The 21,058-nt window shown below is 65.4% G+C and carries 19 protein-coding genes; 13 read left to right on the forward strand and 6 right to left on the reverse strand.

Annotated features, from left to right (window positions below):
- Positions 1 to 9: 9 nt before the first annotated feature.
- From PVZ80_RS00640 to hpaI, 7 genes are all read left to right on the forward strand, one after another.
- Positions 10 to 810, forward strand: coding sequence for a fumarylacetoacetate hydrolase family protein (locus PVZ80_RS00640; RefSeq protein WP_016702470.1), 801 nt, complete (start codon positions 10 to 12; stop codon positions 808 to 810).
- Entirely contained in the window at positions 811 to 2,271 is a 1,461-nt protein-coding gene (gene hpaE / locus PVZ80_RS00645; RefSeq protein WP_273863306.1) for a 5-carboxymethyl-2-hydroxymuconate semialdehyde dehydrogenase, read from the forward strand.
- Between the two features lie 155 nt (positions 2,272 to 2,426).
- Entirely contained in the window at positions 2,427 to 3,284 is an 858-nt protein-coding gene (hpaD, locus tag PVZ80_RS00650; protein ID WP_016702468.1) for a 3,4-dihydroxyphenylacetate 2,3-dioxygenase, read from the forward strand.
- Between the two features lie 90 nt (positions 3,285 to 3,374).
- The gene (locus PVZ80_RS00655; protein WP_009049318.1) at positions 3,375 to 3,764 is read left to right on the forward strand and encodes a 5-carboxymethyl-2-hydroxymuconate Delta-isomerase; all 390 of its coding nucleotides are present in this window, start codon (positions 3,375 to 3,377) and stop codon (positions 3,762 to 3,764) included.
- A 168-nt stretch (positions 3,765 to 3,932) separates the two neighbouring features.
- Positions 3,933 to 5,240 (forward strand): MFS transporter, encoded by a 1,308-nt coding sequence (locus tag PVZ80_RS00660; protein WP_273863307.1) that lies wholly within the window; start codon positions 3,933 to 3,935, stop codon positions 5,238 to 5,240.
- 2 nt (positions 5,241 to 5,242) lie between these two features.
- Positions 5,243 to 6,046 carry a 2-oxo-hept-4-ene-1,7-dioate hydratase gene (hpaH, locus tag PVZ80_RS00665; RefSeq protein ID WP_273863308.1) on the forward strand — a complete coding sequence of 268 codons (804 nt, stop codon included), beginning with the start codon at positions 5,243 to 5,245 and terminating at the stop codon, positions 6,044 to 6,046.
- Positions 6,047 to 6,057: 11 nt separating this feature from the next.
- The gene (gene hpaI, locus PVZ80_RS00670) at positions 6,058 to 6,858 is read left to right on the forward strand and encodes a 4-hydroxy-2-oxoheptanedioate aldolase (protein ID WP_101282635.1); all 801 of its coding nucleotides are present in this window, start codon (positions 6,058 to 6,060) and stop codon (positions 6,856 to 6,858) included.
- Positions 6,859 to 7,010: 152 nt separating this feature from the next.
- Here the strand turns inward: hpaI and PVZ80_RS00675 are convergent, their stop codons facing one another.
- Together PVZ80_RS00675 and PVZ80_RS00680 are read right to left on the reverse strand one after the other, a co-directional pair.
- Positions 7,011 to 8,153 carry a glycerate kinase gene (locus PVZ80_RS00675; protein ID WP_198918992.1) on the reverse strand — a complete coding sequence of 381 codons (1,143 nt, stop codon included), beginning with the start codon at positions 8,151 to 8,153 and terminating at the stop codon, positions 7,011 to 7,013.
- A 251-nt stretch (positions 8,154 to 8,404) separates the two neighbouring features.
- Positions 8,405 to 9,550 (reverse strand): sugar diacid recognition domain-containing protein, encoded by a 1,146-nt coding sequence (locus PVZ80_RS00680; RefSeq protein WP_273863309.1) that lies wholly within the window; start codon positions 9,548 to 9,550, stop codon positions 8,405 to 8,407.
- A 181-nt stretch (positions 9,551 to 9,731) separates the two neighbouring features.
- On the opposite strand from PVZ80_RS00680, the gene PVZ80_RS00685 reads away from it, so the two are divergent.
- Together PVZ80_RS00685 and PVZ80_RS00690 are read left to right on the forward strand one after the other, a co-directional pair.
- Entirely contained in the window at positions 9,732 to 11,042 is a 1,311-nt protein-coding gene (locus PVZ80_RS00685; protein ID WP_041983437.1) for an MFS transporter, read from the forward strand.
- Between the two features lie 216 nt (positions 11,043 to 11,258).
- A complete protein-coding gene (locus PVZ80_RS00690; protein WP_038632834.1) occupies positions 11,259 to 13,160 on the forward strand; it encodes an acyl-CoA synthetase in 1,902 nt (633 codons plus the stop codon).
- 258 nt (positions 13,161 to 13,418) lie between these two features.
- On the opposite strand, the gene PVZ80_RS00695 is transcribed toward PVZ80_RS00690, so the two are convergent.
- Positions 13,419 to 13,829, reverse strand: a complete 411-nt coding sequence (locus PVZ80_RS00695) for a hypothetical protein (RefSeq protein ID WP_009049326.1) — start codon at positions 13,827 to 13,829, stop codon at positions 13,419 to 13,421.
- Between the two features lie 161 nt (positions 13,830 to 13,990).
- Here PVZ80_RS00695 and PVZ80_RS00700 point away from each other — a divergent pair, with 161 nt between their 5' ends.
- The 3 genes from PVZ80_RS00700 (at position 13,991) to rarD (ending at position 17,068) form a co-directional block, all read left to right on the forward strand.
- Complete coding sequence (locus PVZ80_RS00700; RefSeq protein WP_273828294.1) at positions 13,991 to 14,890, forward strand: LysR family transcriptional regulator; 900 nt, start codon at positions 13,991 to 13,993, stop codon at positions 14,888 to 14,890.
- Between the two features lie 103 nt (positions 14,891 to 14,993).
- Entirely contained in the window at positions 14,994 to 16,001 is a 1,008-nt protein-coding gene (locus PVZ80_RS00705) for an aldo/keto reductase (protein ID WP_273863310.1), read from the forward strand.
- Between the two features lie 185 nt (positions 16,002 to 16,186).
- Positions 16,187 to 17,068 carry an EamA family transporter RarD gene (rarD, locus tag PVZ80_RS00710; RefSeq protein ID WP_009049329.1) on the forward strand — a complete coding sequence of 294 codons (882 nt, stop codon included), beginning with the start codon at positions 16,187 to 16,189 and terminating at the stop codon, positions 17,066 to 17,068.
- A 123-nt stretch (positions 17,069 to 17,191) separates the two neighbouring features.
- Here rarD and hpaR read toward each other — a convergent pair whose 3' ends face one another.
- From hpaR to PVZ80_RS00725, 3 genes are all read right to left on the reverse strand, one after another.
- A complete protein-coding gene (gene hpaR, locus PVZ80_RS00715; protein WP_007921772.1) occupies positions 17,192 to 17,614 on the reverse strand; it encodes a homoprotocatechuate degradation operon regulator HpaR in 423 nt (140 codons plus the stop codon).
- Positions 17,615 to 17,758: 144 nt separating this feature from the next.
- Entirely contained in the window at positions 17,759 to 18,835 is a 1,077-nt protein-coding gene (hppD, locus tag PVZ80_RS00720) for a 4-hydroxyphenylpyruvate dioxygenase (RefSeq protein ID WP_038578556.1), read from the reverse strand.
- Between the two features lie 252 nt (positions 18,836 to 19,087).
- Positions 19,088 to 20,035 carry a DMT family transporter gene (locus PVZ80_RS00725; protein WP_135006667.1) on the reverse strand — a complete coding sequence of 316 codons (948 nt, stop codon included), beginning with the start codon at positions 20,033 to 20,035 and terminating at the stop codon, positions 19,088 to 19,090.
- Positions 20,036 to 20,114: 79 nt separating this feature from the next.
- Between PVZ80_RS00725 and PVZ80_RS00730 the strand changes: the two genes are divergently transcribed.
- Positions 20,115 to 20,990, forward strand: a complete 876-nt coding sequence (locus PVZ80_RS00730; RefSeq protein WP_273863311.1) for a LysR family transcriptional regulator — start codon at positions 20,115 to 20,117, stop codon at positions 20,988 to 20,990.
- Positions 20,991 to 21,058: the final 68 nt, after the last annotated feature.

The raw sequence follows: 21,058 nt of genomic DNA on the forward strand, positions 1-21,058 counted from the left end.
GGAGCCGCCATGAAACACGCCCGCATCCGTTATCAAGGCCAGGTCCACGATGTGCTGGTCAACGCGCCCAACAGCGTGAAACTGGCCGATGGCCGTGTGCTCGCCGAGGATCAGGTCGAGTGGCTGCCCCCGGCCACCGGCAGCATGTTCGCCCTGGGTCTGAACTACGCCGACCACGCCGCCGAACTGGCCTTCAAGCCACCGACCGAGCCGCTGGTGTTCATCAAGTCCCCTGGCACCTACACCGGCCACAACCAGGTCACCTGGCGCCCGGACAACGTCGCCTACATGCACTACGAGTGCGAACTGGTGGCGGTGATCGGCAAGACCGCGCGCAACGTCAAGCGCGAGGATGCCCTGGACTACCTGGCCGGCTACACGGTTTGCAACGACTACGCGATCCGCGACTACCTGGAAAACTACTACCGGCCCAACCTGCGGGTGAAAAACCGCGACGCCACCACCCCGGTCGGGCCATGGATAGTCGACGTCGCCGACGTGCCCGAGCCGAACCGGCTGAAGCTGCGCACCTGGGTCAACGGCGAGCTGCGCCAGGAAGGCACTACCGCCGACATGATCTTCGACATTCCCTACCTGATCGAATACCTCTCCAGCTTCATGACCCTGCAACCCGGCGACATGATCGCCACCGGCACCCCCGAAGGCCTGTCCGACGTGGTGCCCGGCGATGAAGTGGTGGTGGAAGTCGAAGGCGTCGGCCGGCTGGTCAACCGCATCGTCAGCGAGGCGGAGTTCTTCAGGATCAAGGCACAACACGACACGCAACTGGCGGCCAAGGAGCACGCATAAATGATCAAACACTGGATCAACGGCCGCGAGGTCGAAAGCCAAGACACTTTCGTCAACTACAACCCGGCCACTGGCGAAGCCATCGGTGAAGTCGCCAGCGGCGGTGCCGGGGAAATCGCCCAGGCGGTCGCGGCGGCCAAGGATGCCTTTCCGAAATGGGCCAATACTCCGGCGAAAGAACGGGCACGGCTGATGCGCAAGCTGGGCGAGCTGATCGACCAGAACGTGCCGCACCTGGCGGAGCTGGAAACCCTCGACACCGGCCTGCCGATCCACCAGACCAAAAACGTCCTGATCCCCCGCGCCTCGCACAACTTCGACTTCTTCGCCGAGGTCTGCACCCGCATGGATGGCCACAGCTATCCGGTGGACGACCAGATGCTCAACTACACCCTGTACCAGCCGGTCGGCGTCTGCGCCCTGGTGTCGCCGTGGAACGTGCCGTTCATGACCGCCACCTGGAAGACCGCGCCGTGCCTGGCGCTGGGCAACACGGCGGTGCTGAAGATGTCCGAGCTGTCGCCGCTGACCGCCAACGAACTGGGGCGCCTGGCGGTCGAAGCCGGCATTCCCAATGGTGTGCTGAACATCGTCCAGGGCTACGGCACCACCGCCGGCGATGCCTTGGTACGCCACCCGGACGTGCGGGCGATTTCCTTCACCGGCGGCACCGCCACCGGCAAGAAGATCATGCAGACCGCCGGGTTGAAAAAGTACTCCATGGAGCTGGGCGGCAAGTCGCCGGTGCTGATCTTCGAAGACGCCGACCTGCAGCGCGCCCTGGACGCCGCGCTGTTCACCATCTTCTCGCTCAACGGCGAACGCTGCACCGCCGGCAGCCGGATCTTCATCCAGGAAAGCGTCTACCCGCAGTTCGTCGCCGAGTTCGCCGCCCGCGCCAAGCGGCTGATCGTCGGTGATCCGACCGATCCCAAGACCCAGGTCGGCTCAATGATCACCCAGGCCCACTACGACAAGGTCACCGGCTATATCCGCATCGGCATCGAGGAAGGCGCCACCCTGCTCGCCGGTGGCCTGGAGCGTCCGGCCAACCTGCCGGCACACCTCGCCCGTGGCCAGTTCATCCAGCCGACCGTGTTCGCCGATGTGAACAACAAGATGCGCATCGCCCAGGAAGAGATCTTCGGCCCGGTGGTCTGCCTGATCCCGTTCAAGGACGAGGCCGAGGCCCTGCAACTGGCCAACGACACCGAGTACGGCCTGGCCTCTTACATCTGGACCCAGGACATCGGCAAGGCCCATCGCCTGGCCCGTGGCATCGAGGCCGGCATGGTGTTCATCAACAGCCAGAACGTGCGCGACCTGCGCCAGCCGTTCGGCGGGGTCAAGGGCTCCGGCACCGGCCGCGAAGGCGGCGAGTACAGCTTCGAGGTGTTTGCCGAGATCAAGAACATCTGTATCTCCATGGGCAGCCACCACATCCCGCGCTGGGGCGTGTAAGGTTGAAAAATCCGCTGTAGCCGTGGCCGCGCGCCGCGATCCGGCGCCTTGTTCACAGTCGATCGAGGTGTCCCGGTTACGACTGCTACGCAGTCGATCGCAGCCTTCGGCAGCGGCTACAAGGTCGAACAATAAGATGTTTCAGGAGAAGCACCATGGGCGAAGTCGTCATGGCCGCCAAGGTCTGCCACGTTCCATCGATGTATCTGTCCGAACTGCCGGGCAAGCACCACGGCTGTCGCGAAGCGGCGATCGCCGGGCACAAGGAAATCGCCCGCCGCGCCCGTGAACGGGGGGCCGACACCGCGGTGGTGTTCGACGTGCACTGGCTGGTCAACAGCGGTTACCACATCAACTGTGGCGAGCACTTCGAGGGCACCTACACCAGCAACGAACTGCCGCACTTCATCAAGAACATGGACTACGACTACAACGGCTGCCCGGAACTGGGCGAGCTGATTGCCGCCGAAGCCAATGCCGCCGATGTGCGCACCCTCGCCCACAACATCCCCAGCCTGGAGCTGGAATACGGCACCCTGGTGCCGATGCGCTACATGCACATGGACGTACCGCCGGAGCAGCATTTCCAGGTGATTTCCATCGCCGCCTGGTGTGCCTGGCACAAGCTCGAAGACAGCTTCACCTTCGGTGCCGCGGTGCGCCGGGCCATCGAAAAGAGCGACCGCAAGGTCCTGGTGCTGGCCTCCGGCTCGCTGTCGCACCGCTTCTCCGACGACCGCGAGGCCGAAGCCAACATCCATAACTGGACCCGCGAATTCGACAAGCAGATGGACCTGCGAGTGGTCGAGCTGTGGCAACAGGGGCGCTTCCGCGAGTTCTGCTCGATGCTCCCGGACTACGCCGAACACTGCTTCGGCGAAGGCCGGATGCACGACACCGCCATGCTCCTGGGCCTGCTCGGCGGCCCCGAATACAACCGGCCGGCGGAGATTGTCACCGCGCCTTTCGGCAGCTCCGGCACCGGCCAGATCAACGCCATTTTTGAGATATGAAGCAGCGGCAAGCGGCGAGCTACAAGCCACAAGAGAACCCTCTTGCCGCTTGCAGCTTGCGGCTTGCAGCTGCCTCCAAAGGAGGCCCCCATGCCGCACTTCATCGCCGAATACACCGACAACATCGAGCAGGCCGCCGACCTGCCGGGGCTGTTCGAGAAGGTCCACGACTACCTCGGAGCCAGCGGCGTGTTCCCGCTCGGCGGCATCCGCAGCCGCGGCGTGCGCCTGGACACCTGGCGCATGGCCGACGGCAAGCACGACTACGCCTTCGTCCATATGCGCCTGCAAGTCGGCGCCGGGCGCGACCTGGCGACCAGACGCAAGGTCGCCGAGGGTTTGTTCGAGATCATCAAGGCGCACTTCGCCGAGCTCCAGGCCCAGCGCCTGCTGGCGCTGTCGTTCGAGATGAGCGAATTGGATGCCGAGCTGAACTTCAAGCACAACAACGTGCATGAGTTTCTCAAGCGCCAAGCGTGACCTGTGACCTGTAGCCGCTGCCGCAGGCTGCGATCGGCTTGGGCGGCACTTCCGACGAAGCAGTCGTGCTCTTGAGATTGCTGGAAGCCTCTTCGGGGCTTATCGCAGCCTGCGGCAGCGGCTAAAGGTCCGAGCCCTATCGACAAGAACAATAAAAGAGACCCGCCCATGTCCAGCTCGACCCTTGCCCTGCCCAGCGCCGCGGAGACGTCCGACACCTATCGGCGGATCACCTGGCGGCTGATGCCCCTGCTGTTCACCTGCTACATCTTCGCCCACCTGGACCGCATCAATATCGGCTTCGCCAAGCTGCAGATGACCCAGGACCTGGGCTTCAGCGACAGCGTCTACGGTTTTGGCGCCGGCCTGTTCTTCATCGCCTACGCGCTGTTCGGCGTGCCCAGCAACCTGGCCCTGGACCGGGTCGGGCCGCGCCGCTGGATCGCCAGCCTGATGGTGGTCTGGGGCCTGCTGTCCAGCGCCATGCTGCTGGTGGACAGCGCCGCCGGCTTCTACCTGTTGCGCTTTCTGCTGGGGGTGGCCGAGGCCGGTTTTTTCCCCGGCATCCTGGTGCTGCTCAATCGCTGGTTCCCGTCCAGCCGCCGGGGTCAGGTGACCGCGCTGTTCGCCATCGCCGTGCCCATGGCCGGGGTGATCGGCGGGCCGCTGTCGGGCTGGATTCTCGAAAGTTTCCACGACCTGGGCGGGATGCGTGGCTGGCAATGGATGTTCCTGATCGAAGGCCTGCCGGTGGTCCTGCTTGGCCTGGTGGTACTCAAGGCGCTGCCGGAAAGCATCGACAGCGTCGCCTGGCTGAGCGACCAACAAAAGCAGCAACTGCACGCGGCCCTGAGCCAGGAAGAACAGCACAAGCCGATCACCCGCTTCGCCGGCATCCTCCAGGACAGGCACATCTGGCTGCTGGTGTGCATCTATTTCGCGGTGATGCTGGCGGTCAACACCATCGCCTTCTGGATGCCCACCCTGATCCACCACGCCGGCATCGCCCGCGACAGCCGCGTCGGCCTGCTCAGCGCCCTGCCGTACCTGGCCGGCTGCCTGTTCATGATCGGCGTCGGCCGTTCTTCCGACCGCCTGCGCGAACGGCGCTGGCACCTGAGCGTGCCGCTGCTGATGTCCAGCGTCGGCCTGATCGTCGCCGGCCTGGCCCCGGACAATGCCTGGCTGGTGATGGCCGGGCTGCTGGTGGCCGGCATGGGCGCCAGCGCCGCGCTGCCAATGTTCTGGCAACTGCCGCCGGCCTTTCTCGCCAGCAACACCCAGGCCGCGGGGATCGCCCTGATCAGCTCCTTCGGCAGCATCGCCGCCTTCCTCGCGCCCTACCTGATCGGCGTGGTCCGCGACGCCACCCAGAGCGCCAGCCTCGCCCTCTATGCCCTGGCCCTGCTGATCGCCGGCGGCGCCTGGCTGGTGCTGCGGGTGCCGGCCCTTATCGTCAATCCCCAGGAGAAGTAACCATGCTCAGCACTTCGGATATCCAGCAGGCCGCCGCCCGCCTCGACGCCGCCGAACGCAACCGGGAACAGATCCCCCAGCTGTCGCTGGAGTTTCCCGAGATAACCATCGAGGACGCCTACGCCATCCAGCGCAGTTGGGTGGAACACAAGATCCGCGCCGGGCGCAAGCTGGTCGGGCACAAGATCGGCCTGACCTCGCGGGCCATGCAGGTGTCGTCGAACATCACCGAGCCGGACTTCGGTGCCCTGCTGGACGACATGCTGTTCGAGGAAGGCAGCGACATTCCCTTCCAGCGCTTTATCGTGCCGCGGGTCGAGGTGGAGCTGGCGTTCATCCTCGGCAAGCCGCTCAAGGGCCCGAATTGCACGCTGTTCGATGTGCTCGACGCCACCGAGTGGGTGATCCCGGCCCTGGAGATCATCGACGCGCGCATCCAGCAGGTCGACCCGCGGACCCAGGCCACGCGCAAGGTGTTCGACACCATCTCCGATAACGCCGCCAACGCCGGGGTGGTCATGGGCGGCCGCGCGGTGCGCCCTGGCGATATCGACCTGCGCAAGGTGCCGGCGGTGCTGTACCGCAATGGGGTGATCGAGGAATCCGGGGTATCCGCCGCGGTGCTCAACCACCCGGCCAAGGGCGTGGCCTGGCTGGCCAACAAGCTGGCGGCCTACGACGTCGGCCTGGAAGCCGGGCAGATCATCCTCGGCGGCTCCTTCACCCGCCCGGTGGCCGCCCGCCCCGGCGACACCTTCCACGTCGACTACGACCAGCTCGGCAGCATTGCCTGCGGTTTTGTCTGAGGAGCACGCTCATGCAACTGCCGATCAATCATTTCAAGCAACGCCTGCGGCAAGACGCGCCGCAGATCGGCCTGTGGCTGGGCCTGGCCAATGCCTATTGCGCGGAGTTGGCGGCCAACGCCGGTTTCGACTGGCTGCTGCTGGACGGCGAACACGCGCCCAACGACCTCAACAGCCTGCTCGGCCAGTTGCAGGCCATCGCCCCCTACCCGGTGCAGGGCATCATCCGCCCGCCGGTGGGCGACATCGCGCTGATCAAGCAACTGCTGGATATCGGCGCCCAGACCCTGCTGATCCCCATGGTCGAAAGCGTCGAGCAGGCCCGACAGCTGGTGCGCGCCATGCGTTATCCGCCGGCGGGCATCCGTGGCGTCGGCAGCGCCCTGGCCCGGGCCTCGCGCTGGAACAGCATCCCCGGCTACCTGGACCAGGCCGATGAGCAGATGTGCCTGCTGCTGCAGATCGAGAACCTCGAAGGCCTGGCCAACCTGGATGCCATCACCGCCCTGGACGGGGTCGATGGTGTGTTTATCGGCCCGGCCGACCTCTCGGCGTCTATGGGCCATCGCGGCAACCCGGGGCATCCCGAGGTGGTCGCGGCGATCGAGGACGCCATCGCGCGGATCCGCAAGGCCGGCAAAGCGGCCGGAATCCTCAGTGCCGACCGGACATTGGCGCAGCGCTATATCGAACTGGGGGCGAACTTCGTCGCGGTGGGGGTGGACACCACAGTGCTGATGAAGGGGCTGCAGGGATTGCTGGGGCAGTACAAGGAAGTGGCGGCGCCTACCTCGGGTGGTGGGGTTTACTGAAGTTCTGTGGGCGATCCCTGACGGCGCGGGGTGTCAGGTAGAGCTGATCGCGGGCAAGCCTCGCTCCTACAGAAGCCTGTGTCGATCCGCGAAATGGGGAGGACACAATCCTGTAGGAGCGGCCGGTCGACGCTCGATTGCCCGCGATGGCCTCAGCCCTGGCGCGCCGCCAGGCGCCAGACCCGGGCGATATCCGCGGCCCTGTCCCGCAGCAAGCGCGGCGCTTCGGCACAGGCCTGCTCCAGGGTCATGGGGCCGGCGGCCAGGGCAAAGGCCGCATCCACGCCGTGCTCATACATCTGCTCGTAGCCTTCGCCCAGGGTCCCGGCGATCACGATCACCGGCACATTGTGCTGCTTGGCGATGCGCGCCACGCCAAAGGGGGTCTTGCCGCGCAGGGTCTGGGCGTCGAAGCGACCTTCGCCGGTAATCACCAGGTCCGCGCCCTGCACGGCCTCGGCCAGCCCCACCAGCTCCGCCACCACTTCCACCCCCGGACGAAACCGCGCGCCGAGGAAGGCCTTGGCGGCGAACCCTAGGCCACCGGCGGCACCGCTGCCCGGCTCGTCGCGCACGTCCTTGTCCAACACCCGCGCGGCCTGGTCGGCGAACTGGCCGAGGGCGCGGTCCAGCTGTTCGACCTGCTGCGGCGACGCGCCCTTTTGCGGGCCGAAAATCGCCGAGGCGCCGTGAGGGCCACAGAGAGGATTGTTGACGTCGGCGGCGATCTCGAAACGCACCTCGGCCAGCCGTGGGTCGAGGTTGCTCAGATCGACCCGCGCCACCCGCGCCAGGGCCAGCCCGCCCAGCGGCAGAGCCTGGCCATCGCCATCCAGCAGGCGCACGCCCAGCGCCTGCAAGGCTCCGCTGCCAGCGTCGTTGGTGGCGCTGCCGCCGATGGCCAGGATCACCCGCCGCGCACCGGCATCCAGGGCCGCGCGGATCAACTCGCCGGTGCCGATGGTGCTGCTGGTGCAGGCATCGCGCTGGCCCGGTGGCACCAGTTGCAGACCACTGGCCTCGGCCATTTCGATGATCGCGGTCTGGCTCTGCGGCAGCCAGCCCCAGCGCGCGTCCACCGGTGCCCCCAGCGGCCCCTGGACCCGGGTGGTGCGCAACTGGCCCTCGCAGGCATCGAGGATCGACTCCACGGTGCCCTCGCCGCCGTCCGCCATCGGACGCTGGATCAGCTGCGCGTCCGGCCACACCCGCGCCAGCCCGTCGGCGATGGCGCTGGCCACGCCAGAGGCACTCAGGCTGTCCTTGAAGGAGTCGGGGGCGATGATGATTTTCATGGGCTATCTCCGGTTCTTATGGCGCCCATGCTGCCAGTTGGCCGCGACCTTGACCCCGGTCGGCTGCACAAGTGTGGGGCGGCTTTATTGTTCATTGTCACAATCATAGGAGCGAAGCCGCGAAAACCGCGCCGATGCAATCTTCTGTAGGAGCGAGGCTTGCCCGCGATCAAGGCACCGCGGTGCATCAGACTCACCGCGGCGTGGCCATCGCGGGCAAGCCTCGCTCCTACAGGGGTGGGCGCAAGGTTTTAAGGCGTGGTGGCGGGCGCATCGGTCTGCGGCAACAGCTGCACCCCCAGGTACAGCGCCAGCATGCCGTCGAGCTTGAGCGGGTCGACGCCGCTGAGTTCGGCGATGCGCTCCATGCGGTAGCGCAGGCTGTTGCGGTGGATACCCAGGGCGTCGGCGCAGGCCTGGCTCTGGCCGTCGTGGTCGCACCAGCTGCGCAGGGTCGCCAGCAGCTGGCCATTGCTGTCCTTGGCGATGACCTTGCGCAAGGGGCTGAGCAACTCGTCGAGGGCATCGTCATTGCGATGGCGCCAGAGCATCACCGGCAGGCGGAAACGGTTGAGGGTCAGCAAGCGCGACTGGGGCAGCACGTCACGGCCATAGGCGAGCAAGTCGCCGACCCGCCGGTAGCAACGGCGCAGCCCTGCCAGCCCATCGGCCTGGCCGCCCACGGCGATGCGCAGGATGTTCCAGCCCAGGCTGTCGAGCTTTTCCAGCAGCCGCGGGTTGTCGACGCTCAGGGTCGCCGGCCGGCACCACAGCAACGAGGACTTGGCCGAACTGACGCACCAGCTGTCCGGATAACGCGACATCAGCCAGGCGCTCAAGGCTTCGACTGTCTGCCCCGCGCCCTGCGCCGCTCCTTCCCGGTCCGGGCCCAGCTCGAACAGATAAGGCGTGCGCGGCAGCTGCGGCTTGAGCCCCATCTGCTGCGCCTCGTCCACCAGCCGCGGCGAATCCCCGCTGTCGCTGAGCAGCAGCGCCAGCAGGTCGTCGCAACGCTGGCGGCGCCATTGCTGTTCCGCTTGCTGGTGGCGCTGGCCCACCAGCATCTCGGCGGTCATGCGTACCAGCTCGGCATAGGTGCGCAGCCGTTCCGGCTCGCCGGTGATGCCCAGCACGCCGATCAGCCGCTGGTCGTGCAGCAGCGGCAGGTTGATCCCCGGCTGCACGCCCTTGAGGTGCTTGGCGGTCTGCGCGTCGATCTCCACCACCCGGCCGTTGGCCAGCACCAGCTGCGCGCCTTCGTGACGGGTGTTGATGCGTTCGGGCTCGCCGCTGCCAAGGATCAGGCCCTGGCTGTCCATGACGTTGACGTTGTAGGGCAGGATGGCCATCGTCCGGTCGACGATATCCTGCGCCAGGTCGTGATCCAGTTCGAACATAGCGGCGTGATCCTAGGAAAGCGGGCTCGGGGCAATGACAAAGGCTTGTTCACCGGCACAGGGGATGCCGGCAAACCCTGTGCGCCGGCACAAAGACAGCGGCCCATGGGGTGACCGAGACTCTCGGGGCGATCAACGTTAACCTCGCATCGCAAAAAATCATAATAAAGAGAGACACGCCATGTCACAGAGCGCCGCTGCCACCCTGGCCACCGATGACGATAAAAACGCCGTCTACAAGCGCATCACCCTGCGCCTGATCCCCTTCATCTTCATCTGCTACCTGTTCAACTACCTCGACCGGGTGAACGTCGGCTTTGCCAAGCTGCAGATGCTCGATGCCCTGAAATTCAGCGAAACCGTCTACGGCCTCGGTGCCGGGATCTTCTTCATCGGCTACGTGCTGTGCGGCGTGCCGAGCAACCTGGCGCTGAACAAATTCGGCCCGCGGCGCTGGATCGCGCTGATGATGATCACCTGGGGCACGCTGTCGACCTGCCTGCTGTTCGTCACCACGCCGACCCAGTTCTACACCCTGCGCCTGTTCACCGGCGCCGCCGAGGCCGGCTTCTTCCCCGGCGTGGTGCTGTACCTCTCGCAGTGGTTCCCGAGCTTCCGTCGCGGCCGCATCATGGCCCTGTTCATGTCGGCGATCCCGGTGTCCGGCCTGCTCGGCAGCCCGTTCTCCGGCTGGATCCTCAACCACTTCGCCGCGGGCCAGGGCGGCATGGCCGGCTGGCAGTGGATGTTCCTGCTGCAGGGCATCCCTACCGTGATCCTCGGCGCCCTGGCGTACTTCCTGCTCAATGACAATTTCGCCCACGCCAAGTGGCTGAGCCCGCAGGAACGCGCGCTGCTGGAAGCCGACCAGGCCGAAGACGCCGCGCGCAAGCCGCGGACCACTGGCGACTCCCTAACCGCGGTGTTCAAGAACCCGGCCATCTGGGCTTTCGGCCTGATCTACTTCTGTATCCAGAGCGGCGTGTACGCCATCAACTTCTGGCTGCCGTCGATCATCAAGAACCTGGGGTTCAGCGACAACCTGGTGATCGGCTGGCTCAGCGCCATTCCCTATCTGCTGGCGGCGCTGTTCATGCTGATGGTCGGGCGCTCGGCCGACCTGCGCCAGGAACGCCGCTGGCACCTGGTGGTACCGATGCTGATGGGCGCCATCGGCCTGCTGATCGCGGTCAACTTCGCCGCCAACCCGACCGTCGCCATCCTCGGCCTGACCCTCGCCACCATGGGCGCCCTCACCGGCCTGCCGATGTTCTGGCCGGTGCCGACGGCGCTGCTGAGCGCCGGCGCCGCTGCGGGTGGCCTGGCACTGATCAACTCCATGGGCCAGATGGCCGGCTTCCTCAGCCCCTACATCGTCGGCTGGGTCAAGGACAGCACCGGCTCCACCGATGCCGCGCTGTACCTGCTGGCGGGTGTCATCGTCGCGGGTAGCCTGCTGGCCCTGCGCATGACCCGCACGTTGAAACGCTGAATCACGCCTCCGAGCCTGCCACCGGGCCTGCCCTTTGGCGGGCCCGGCTTCCCGGGACAAACCACGGGTTTGTCACCGCCTCGCTACAAAAAGCAACAGCCCACCCGAGCACACCCGTGGTATATCGGACAGACGTCCGGCCGCGGCAGTTTTCCATTGGCTGGATCGATTGATGACCTCCCTCGCAGACCTTACCGAAGGAAGACCCACACGATCATGACCGCGCCCATCTCCCTCGCCCGCCTGAGCGACATCCAAGCCCTCGAACAACAGCAGCCCCTGGCCCAGCGCAATCTTCCCGCCAGCACCTATGAACTGTTGCAACGCTCGGCCAGCCGTTTCGGCGAGCGCACCGCCCTGACCTTCCTGCCCCAGGGCAGCATCCAGGACCAGCCCTGGAACATCAGCTACGCCGAGTTGTTCGCCCAGGTCACCCGCACCGCCAACGCCCTGCACCGGCTGGGCATCCGCCCGGGCAAGGCGGTGTCCTTCCTGCTGCCCAACCTGCCGCAGACCCATTACGTGATCTGGGGCGGCGAGGCCGCCGGGATCGTCAACGCCATCAACCCGCTGCTGGAGCCGGAACACATCGCCGAACTGGTCCGCGCATCCGGCACCACGGTGCTGGTGACCCTGGCGCCCTTCCCCGGCACCGACCTCTGGCAAAAGGTCGCCAACCTGCGCGAGCGTCTGCCGGAGCTGGAAGCCATCGTCACCATCGACCTGGCCAACCTGCTGCCCGAGCCGCAACGCAGCGCGATCAAGAGCCAGCGCCCGGCGATGCCGGAGGGCGTGCTGGACTTCGACACCCTGCTCGCCGCCTGCCCCGCCGACCACCTGGAAAGCGGCCGGGTGATCCAGCCGGACGACATCGCCTCGTACTTCCACACCGGCGGCACCACCGGCACGCCGAAACTGGCACCCCACAGCCACCTCAATGAAGTGGCGATGGCCGAGATCATTGGCCTGCATGGCGATTACAGCAGCCACGACGTGCTGCTCTGCGGGCTGCCGCTGTTCCACGTCAACGGGGTGATACTCACTGGCCTCGCCGCCTTCCACCGCGGCGCCCGGGTACTGCTGGCCGGGCCCCAGGGCTACCGCAACCCGACGCTGATCAAGGATTTCTGGCACCTGGTGGAGCGTTACCGGATCAGTTGTTTCAGCGGTGTGCCGACCATCTTTGCCGCCTTGCTGCAGGTACCCAACGACGGCATCGATGTCTCCAGCCTGCGCTTTGCGGTGTGCGGCGCCGCGCCCATGCCGGTGGAACTGATCCGTCAGTTCGAGGCGCGCTCGGGGCTGAAGATCATCGAAGGTTACGGCCTCACCGAAAGCACCTGCGCCACCAGTTGCAACCCTCGGGACGGCGAGCGCCGGATCGGCTCCATCGGCCTGCGCCTGCCGTATTGCGAGGTCAAGATCGCCGTGCTCGACAGCGACGGCCATTACCTGCGCGATGCCGCCACCGACGAGCCCGGCAATGTCTGCCTGCGCGGGCCGACGGTGTTCAAGGGCTATCTGCAGGCCGACAAGAACCAGGGCCTGTGGCTCGACGGCGGCTGGTTCAACACCGGCGACCTGGGGCGCATCGACCGCGACGGCTACATCTGGCTGACCGGGCGCAGCAAGGACCTGATCATCCGCGGCGGCCACAACATCGACCCGCAGATGATCGAAGAAGCCCTGCACCGCCACCCGGCCGTGGCCATGGCCGCGGCGGTGGGCAAGCCGGACATCAAGGCTGGCGAGCTGCCGGTGGTGTACGTCCAGCTCAAGGCCGGCGCCAGCGCCGATCCGGCCGAGCTGCTGGAGCACGCCGCGCGGCATATCCATGAACGGGCCGCGCTGCCCAAGGACGTCTGGCTGCTCGAGCAGATCCCCCTGACGGCTGTGGGCAAGACCTTCAAGCCGGCCCTGCGCCTGGACGCCATTCGCCGGGTATTCGAAGACGAGGTGCGCCAGGTTGCCGACGGCATCCGCGTCGAGGCCGTCAGCGACGAGCGCCACGGGCAACGGGTGGATATCCATGTGCCTGACCTGGATGCGACCCGCCGCGCGGCCCTGGACCAGCGCCTGAGCGGTTACGCGGTGCGCTACCAGTTGCATTCGGCCTGAGTCGCCGGCGGCCCCGGCCATCGGGGTCGCCGCGCTGCAAGGCATTCACCTGTAGCCGCTGCCGCGGGCTGCGATCGGTTTGGGCGGCACTCCGTGCGAAGCGGCCGTGACCGGAGAGAAGCCGTTTTACTGACAGACCGCGTCATGGCTGATGGCGAGTCCTGCGGCCTCGATCGCAGCCTGCGGCAGCGGCTACAGTTTCGGCTTCTGCGCTGACGGACCAGATGCTTGCGCCCCCCGTATTGGTGCGGCCATGTTTCATTCAGGCGCGCCGCCATCCGCTTCATAGCGATACCCCGGATGCAGGTCGGCGCCCGCCGGCGCATCCAGTTCCAACACCAGGCCACCCGGCATCTGCACGAAAATCTGCCAGGTGCCGTCCTGTGGCACCTGCGCCACCTGATGCGGCAGGCCGCTGGCCTGAACCCGCTGCAACACCACTGCGGCATCCTCCTCGGTCCTGAAGGCGATATGGCTAAGCGCCGTCTCGGCGAAGGTCGGCTGCTCGATCACATGCACCAGCGCCTGCCCGTCCTGGTACAGCCAGCGCCCGGGAAAGGGAAACGGCGGGCGCCGTCCGGCCTGCAGCCCGAGCAAGGCCTGGAAGGCCTGCTGCAAGGCGTCGCCCTCGGCGGTGTTGAAGGCCAGATGATCGAAATGCCAGGTCATGACGCACCTCCACCGCCGATAACGACCGTGCAATTCGGCAAGAAAGTACTGAGCAGTTTCATAGAGTCACCCTTGTGCGATGGAAGTGACTGCATATTCACAGCTTGATAATCGAGGAAAAATCCCGGTAAAACGCAAGGATCTTTAAAGGATTTTTAGCAATGAGCTCGATTCTCGACCTTGAAGTCTTCGTCCGCACCGCCGACTCCGGCAGCATTTCCGCCGCCGCCCGCAGCCTGGAGTTGACCCCCGCCGCCGCCAGCATCGCCCTCAAGCGCCTGGAAACCCGCCTGGGCATGCGCCTGCTGGCGCGCTCGACCCGCAGCATGCGCCTCACCGAAGAAGGCCGGCGCTACCTGGACAGCGTGCGCGTGGCACTGGCGGCCCTGGCGGAAGGCGAGCAGGCCCTGAAGCAGCAGAGCCAGGGCCTCAGCGGTGTGCTGCAACTGGCGGCGCCGTCGGATTTCGGGCGCAACCTGCTGCTGCCCTGGCTGGACGACTTCAAGCGCGAACACCCGCATATCCGCCTGCAATTGTTGCTCAACGACCGGCACAGCGACCTGTTCCGCGAGACCGTCGACGTCGCCCTGCGCTTCGGCGTGCCCAGCGACTCCAGCCTGGTGGCCCTGCCGATCCTGCCCCGGCATCACCGGCTGGCCTGCGCCAGCCCCGACTACCTGGCGCGCCACGGCACGCCACAGACCCCCGCCGAGCTGAGCGAGCACAGCGCCCTGATCTATCTGCGCAACGGCCGCCCCTACAACAGCTGGCACTTCAGCCGGGATGGCGAGGTGCAGGAAGTCCAGGTGCGCGGCGACTACCTCAGCGACGACGGCGAAGTGGCGCGACGCTGGGCCCTGGCCGGCCACGGCATTGCCTACAAGGCCTGGCTCGACGTGGCCAGCGACATTCGCGCCGGGCGCCTGATGCCTCTGCTCAGCGACTGGCAGGGTGAAAGCGTGCCGCTCAACCTGCTGTGCCCGCACCGTTTGCAGGTCTCGGAACGGGTGAAGGTGCTGCAAGGCTTTTTGCAGGCTCGCTGCCAACTGCTGGCGGGATAATTCAGATTGCTCCCTACGCCCGTTCTGGTATTTGATGGGCGTCCCATGACCGGTCGCTGGCCGCTGTCGCGCCGGCCTTACCTCACGCACAAGGATTTCGTACATGAGCTATCGCATCCTCGGCCATTCCGGGCTGCACGTGTCCCCCCTGACCCTCGGCACCATGATGTTCGGCGAACAGACCAGCACCGAGGACTCCCTGCGCATCATCGACAAGGCCTGGGACCAGGGCATCAACTTCATCGACACCGCCGACGTCTACACCGGCGGCCGTTCCGAAGAGATCGTCGGCGAAGCCATCGCCAGCCAGCGTGACCAATGGGTGCTGGCGACCAAGGTCGGCTTCGGCCCCGCCGATGGCGTGCCCAACCGCAGCGGCCTGAGCCGCAAGCACATCTTCAACGGCATCGACGCCAGCCTGACCCGCCTGGGCACCGATTACATCGACATCTACTACCTGCACCGCGAAGACCACAACACGCCGCTGGAAGTCACGGTGTCGGCCATCGGCGACCTGCTGCGCCAGGGCAAGATCCGCTACTGGGGCCTGTCCAACTACCGCGGCTGGCGCATCGCCGAGGTGATCCGCATCGCCGACCGGCTCGGCGTCGACCGGCCGGTGATCAGCCAGCCGCTGTACAACATCGTCAACCGCCAGGCCGAGACCGAGCAGATCACCGCGGCCCAGGCCTACGGGCTCGGCGTGGTGCCCTACAGCCCGCTGGCCCGCGGCGTGCTCAGCGGCAAGTACGCGCCGGATGTCGCCCCCGACAGCAACAGCCGCGCCGGGCGCCAGGACAAACGCATCCTGGAAACCGAATGGCGCGTCGAGTCGCTGCGCATCGCCCAGCAGATCCAGCAGTACACCCAGGGCCGCGGGGTCGGCATGGTCGAGTTCGCCATCGCCTGGGTGCTGAACAATGCCGCAGTCAGCTCGGCGATCGTCGGCCCGCGCACCGAGGCACAGTGGGACGCCTACACCAAGGCGCTGGAGGTGAAGATCAGCGCCGAGGATGAGGCCTTCATCGATTCGCTGGTCACTCCGGGGCATGCCTCGACCCCGGGCTTCAACGACGTCAGCCACTTCGTCTCCGGACGCACGCCACGCTGATCTCCCCACAGCGGTGGCCCCTTCCGCGGGCCACCCGCTGCCCCACTGCCGGTGAGTGGCGGCAAACGGGATATTTTCCCGCAACTTGCGATAAATCCGAGTAAACGTCTCGCGCCAAACCCTCTATATTCCCCGCAGTTTTTCCCTCCATCCCATTTGCCTGGTTCAGGTCACACGAGGACAGCTTGTCTAAAGGTATTGCTCTATCGGTCTTGGCGTCGGTGCTGTTTGCCGTCATGTATTTCTACACCTCCTTGCTGGCGCCCCTGACCGGGGTGGAGATTTTCGGCTGGCGCATGCTGCTCACCGCGCCGTGCATGACCGTGTTCATGCTGCTGAGCGGCGAATGGCGGCATGTCGGGGCGATCCTCAAGAGACTGCTGGGCCAACCGCTTCTGCTGCTGGCGCTGCCGCTGTCCGCGGCGCTGCTCGGGGTGCAGCTGTGGCTGTTCATGTGGGCGCCGTTGAATGGCTACAGCCTGGATGTGTCGCTGGGGTATTTTCTGCTGCCACTGACCATGGTCCTGACCGGACGCATCGTCTACGGCGAACAGCTGTCGCGGCTGCAAAAGATCGCCGCCGGCCTGGCGACCCTGGGGGTGCTCAACGAGCTGTATCAGGTGGGCAGTTTTTCCTGGGCGACCTTGTTGGTGGCCATCGGTTATCCGGTCTATTTCGTGCTGCGCAAACGCCTGGCCTCCGACAACCTGGGCGGCCTGTGGCTGGACATGGCCCTGCTGCTGCCAATCGCGCTGTGGTTCGTGCAAGGCGGCGAGCAGGGTTTTGCCGTGGTCGATCAACACCCCTGGCTGTACCTGCTGATTCCGTTGCTGGGGTTGATCAGTGCCTCGGCGCTGGTGGCCTATATCATCGCCAGCCGCCTGCTGCCCTTCAGCCTGTTCGGCTTGTTGAGCTATGTCGAACCGGTGTTGCTGCTGGGCGTGGCCCTGTTGCTGGGAGAAAGCATCCAGGCCGGGGAATGGCTGACCTACCTGCCGATCTGGCTGGCGGTACTGGTGCTGGTGTACGAGGGGTTCAAGCATCTGATGCGCCAGCGCAGAAGCTGAACCAGCTGTTGCTGTTGCTGTTGTAGGAGCGAAGCTTGCTCGCGATGAATGCGACGCGGATCACCTGTTGCACCGCGTTGCCGGCATCGCGGGCAAGCCTCGCTCCTACAGAAGAAGATCGGGTCAGGGTTTGATTTGCTTCAGCTCGTTGAGCAGGGCCAGCAGGGCCTGCATCTTCTCTTCGCCGAACTGCTGCTGGATGCGTTGGTAGTTGATTTCCATATCGCCGCTCATGGACTCGAAACAGGCCTCGCCCTTTTCCGTCAGGGTGATGAACAGGCGGCGCTGGTCCTCGGGGGATTTACGCCGGCTGACGTATTCGTCGCGCTCCAGGCGGGTCAACACGCCGGTCATGCTCGGCGGCAGGATACAGGCCATTTTCGCCAGCTGATGGCTTTCCAGCTCGCCGTTCTGGCGCAGGATGCGGATCACCCGCCACTGCTGCTCGGTCAGGTCGTGCTGGTTGAGGGACGGGCGAAAGAATGCCATGGCCGCTTCGCGGGCCTGAAGCAGGGTCAATGTCAGGGAAGGTCTTGGGTTGGTCATGTGCGGGTCGTTCACAGGGCTGGATGGCGACGCTCGGCGCCACAAAGGCTGAACATTAACACATTCACAATCGCCAACCGACAGGCAAAACAAAGCCCGGTCGAGAATTCCCCGACCGGGCTTGATCGTCAGCCAGGCCGCGGCTTAGTCGGTGGACAGCACGCCACGACGGACCTGGTCGCGTTCGATCGATTCGAACAGTGCCTTGAAGTTGCCCTCGCCGAAACCATCGTCGCCTTTACGCTGGATGAATTCGAAGAACACCGGGCCCATCAGGGTTTCCGAGAAGATCTGCAGCAGCAGGCGCTTGTCGCCCTCTTCCGAGGAACCGTCCAGCAGGATGCCCCGCGACTGCAGCTCGTTCACCGGCTCGCCGTGGTTCGGCAGGCGGCCTTCGAGCATTTCGTAGTAGGTGTCCGGCGGCGCGGTCATGAAGCGCATGCCGATCTTCTTCAGCTGATCCCAGGTCTTGACCAGGTCGTCGGTGAGGAAGGCCACGTGCTGGATGCCCTCGCCGTTGAACTGCATCAGGAACTCTTCGATCTGCCCGGCGCCCTTGGATGACTCTTCGTTCAGCGGGATGCGGATCATGCCATCGGGTGCGGTCATGGCCTTGGAGGTCAGGCCGGTGTATTCGCCCTTGATGTCGAAGTAACGGATCTCGCGGAAGTTGAACAGCTTCTCGTAGAAGCCGGCCCAGTAGGCCATGCGCCCGCGATACACGTTGTGGGTCAGGTGGTCGATGATCTTCAGGCCAGCGCCCTGCGGATGGCGGTCCACGCCTTCGAGGTAGACGAAGTCGATGTCATAGATCGAGCTGCCTTCGCCGAAGCGGTCGATCAGGTACAGCGGCGCGCCGCCGATGCCTTTGATCGCCGGCAGGTTCAGCTCCATCGGGCCGGTTTCGATGTGGATCGGCTGGGCACCCAGTTCCAGGGCGCGCTTGTAGGCCTTTTGCGAATCCTTGACGCGGAACGCCATGCCACACACGGACGGGCCGTGCTCGGCGGCGAAGTACGAAGCGACGCTGTGGGGCTCGTTGTTGAGGATCAGGTTGATCGCACCCTGGCGATACAGGTGCACGTCTTTGGACCTGTGGGTCGCGACCTTGGTGAAACCCATGATCTCGAAGATCGGCTCGAGGGTGTTGGGGGTAGGTGATGCGAATTCGATGAATTCAAAGCCCATCAGGCCCATCGGGTTTTCGAAGATATCTGCCATGGTTGGCGCCTCATCATGCTTTTAGAAATTAACGGATCGTTAGTGGCTAGCAATGCTGAGGCAGGCAGGTGGCGCGCAAGAGATGCCCCGCACGCTGCGCGCGAGGAAATCACCGTAAATCAGTTGAAACCCGAGAATCTTCATGTCGACCCTGTCTTACCGGCTGGGGGGCGAGGCTTCTGCTGCCAGAAGACTTTATTATTGTATGCGTAACCAGATTCTACACAGCGTAAAACTGTTTGTCCGCACTCTCTATAAAATCCGCTTTTTTTCCAGGCTCGCAAGGGGTTTGTTGCACTGGTAAATGCCCCACAGGATCAGCACGCCGCCCAGGCACATGGCCAGGCTCAGGCGCTCGTCCAGCAGCAGCGCGCCAAGGATCACCGCGGTCAGCGGATTGAGCGCGATAAACACTCCCGAACGGGTCGCGCCGATCTTGCGCAGGCCGTCGTAATACCAGATATAGGCCAGGGCCGAGCCCAGCACGCCGAGGTACAGCAGGCTCAGGCCCTGCTCCAGGGTCAGGCTCGCCAGTGCCTCGAGGCGCACCTCGCCGCGCAGGGCGGTGGTACTCCAGAGCATTGCCGTGCCCAGCAGGATCGAATAGGTCACGGTCTGCAACGGGCCCAGGGTCTGGTTCAGGTTGCGCGAAAACAACGAATAGACGCCCCAGCCCAGCACACAGCCGAAAATCAGCAGGTCCCCGCGCCCACTGCCCGCTCCACTGGACAAGGCCCCCGGGTCACGACTGAGGATCACCACCCCCGCGCCCCCCAGGCACAAGGCAATGCCGAACAGCTTGGCGCCGCTCAAGCGCTCCTTGAACAGCGCCCAGGACGCCAGGGCAATCACCGCCGGATTGAGCGCGACGATCAACGAGGCGCGCGAGGCATTGATCGACTGCAGGCCCTCGAAGAAACACAGGTTGTAGAAAAAGATCCCGAAAAACCCCAGCACCGCCAGCTGGGCGAACTGCGCCAGGCTCGGGCGCACCAGGGCAATCCGGGCGATCGCCAGGAACAGCAGCAAGGCCAGGCTGGCCAGGAGAAAACGCAGGCTGGCGGCCAGCAAAGGCTCCAAGGTACCCGCCAATAGCCGCCCGGCAACAAAGGTGCCGCCCCAGATCATGGTGACCGCCGCCAGCTTGCAATACACCGGCAGATCGGAAGGCCCGGCACAGGTTTGATCGACAGTTTTCATAAGGCCCCGAGGCGCGGATCAAGGAAGGTTCGGGTATTCTTCGACTAATGCCCGATCATCGTAAAATGAGCTTTTACTCATGACCCTGAGCCAACTGCAGATCTTCTCCCTGGTGGCCGAGCTGCGCGGTTTCACTAGCGCCGCCAGCCGCCTGGGCATCAGCCAGTCGGCGGTGTCCCACGCGCTCAAGTCCCTGGAGCAGGAACTCGGGGTCGAACTGATCCGCCGGCATCAGTCGCTGGTGGAACTCACCGATATCGGCCAGCAACTATTACTGCGAGCCCGCGCCATCCTCGGCCTGGCCGCCACCATGGAACAGGAAGCCGCCGATGCCCGCGGCATGAAACGCGGCACCTTGCGCATCGGCTCGTTCGGCCCGACCTCGTCGATGAAGCTGCTTCCGGCGATCCTCCGGAGTTACCGCGAGGCCCATCCCGGTATCGAGGTGCACATCGACGAGGGGCCCGACCGCCAGGTGCTGCAATGGCTGGAGGAACGGCGCATCGATGTCGGCTTCGTGGTGCTGCCCCAGGAGCGCTTCGACTGCTTCGCCCTGGTGGAAGACCAGATGGTGGCGCTGATCCCCAGCCAACATGGGCTGGCCGCCAAGGACTCGGTGAGCCTTGCCGAGCTGTGCGACGACCCGTTCATCCTCACCGAGGCCGGTTCCGCCGAGCTGGTTTCCCGGCTGTTCCTCGCGGCCAGGCTCAGCCCCAACATCCGCTATCGCAGCTCGCAGCTGCTCAGCACCCTGGAGACCGTGGCCCGCGGCGATGCCCTGACCCTGGTCGCCCAATTGTCGCTGCCCGAGGCCAACGACCCGCGTTATCGGGTCAAGGCGCTGTCACCCCCCGCCCGGCGCCAGGTAGGGCTGGCGGTGCTGGACCGGCGGCAGGCGTCGCCGGCGACCCTGGCCTTTATCGAGCAGGCGCGGAGTCTGTATCGCCGTGACTGAGCGCAACCCGGGGCCACCGTCTATCATGCCCATGGACCGGATGCCGCCGTACCGTCCAGCGGCTTTTG

It is taken from the genome of Pseudomonas sp. B3G-3, from assembly GCF_028640915.1.
Taxonomy (GTDB): domain Bacteria; phylum Pseudomonadota; class Gammaproteobacteria; order Pseudomonadales; family Pseudomonadaceae; genus Aquipseudomonas; species Aquipseudomonas chlororaphis_I.

Bases quoted from the DNA above. Each gene is read 5' to 3' on its own strand.
- PVZ80_RS00640 (WP_016702470.1), top strand. From the start codon at position 10: ATGAAACACGCCCGCATCCGTTATCAAGGCCAGGTCCACGATGTGCTG.
- hpaE (WP_273863306.1), top strand. From the start codon at position 811: ATGATCAAACACTGGATCAACGGCCGCGAGGTCGAAAGCCAAGACACT.
- hpaD (WP_016702468.1), top strand. From the start codon at position 2,427: ATGGGCGAAGTCGTCATGGCCGCCAAGGTCTGCCACGTTCCATCGATG.
- PVZ80_RS00655 (WP_009049318.1), top strand. From the start codon at position 3,375: ATGCCGCACTTCATCGCCGAATACACCGACAACATCGAGCAGGCCGCC.
- PVZ80_RS00660 (WP_273863307.1), top strand. From the start codon at position 3,933: ATGTCCAGCTCGACCCTTGCCCTGCCCAGCGCCGCGGAGACGTCCGAC.
- hpaH (WP_273863308.1), top strand. From the start codon at position 5,243: ATGCTCAGCACTTCGGATATCCAGCAGGCCGCCGCCCGCCTCGACGCC.
- hpaI (WP_101282635.1), top strand. From the start codon at position 6,058: ATGCAACTGCCGATCAATCATTTCAAGCAACGCCTGCGGCAAGACGCG.
- PVZ80_RS00675 (WP_198918992.1), bottom strand. From the start codon at position 8,153: ATGAAAATCATCATCGCCCCCGACTCCTTCAAGGACAGCCTGAGTGCC.
- PVZ80_RS00680 (WP_273863309.1), bottom strand. From the start codon at position 9,550: ATGTTCGAACTGGATCACGACCTGGCGCAGGATATCGTCGACCGGACG.
- PVZ80_RS00685 (WP_041983437.1), top strand. From the start codon at position 9,732: ATGTCACAGAGCGCCGCTGCCACCCTGGCCACCGATGACGATAAAAAC.
- PVZ80_RS00690 (WP_038632834.1), top strand. From the start codon at position 11,259: ATGACCGCGCCCATCTCCCTCGCCCGCCTGAGCGACATCCAAGCCCTC.
- PVZ80_RS00695 (WP_009049326.1), bottom strand. From the start codon at position 13,829: ATGACCTGGCATTTCGATCATCTGGCCTTCAACACCGCCGAGGGCGAC.
- PVZ80_RS00700 (WP_273828294.1), top strand. From the start codon at position 13,991: ATGAGCTCGATTCTCGACCTTGAAGTCTTCGTCCGCACCGCCGACTCC.
- PVZ80_RS00705 (WP_273863310.1), top strand. From the start codon at position 14,994: ATGAGCTATCGCATCCTCGGCCATTCCGGGCTGCACGTGTCCCCCCTG.
- hpaR (WP_007921772.1), bottom strand. From the start codon at position 17,614: ATGACCAACCCAAGACCTTCCCTGACATTGACCCTGCTTCAGGCCCGC.
- hppD (WP_038578556.1), bottom strand. From the start codon at position 18,835: ATGGCAGATATCTTCGAAAACCCGATGGGCCTGATGGGCTTTGAATTC.
- PVZ80_RS00725 (WP_135006667.1), bottom strand. From the start codon at position 20,035: ATGAAAACTGTCGATCAAACCTGTGCCGGGCCTTCCGATCTGCCGGTG.
- PVZ80_RS00730 (WP_273863311.1), top strand. From the start codon at position 20,115: ATGACCCTGAGCCAACTGCAGATCTTCTCCCTGGTGGCCGAGCTGCGC.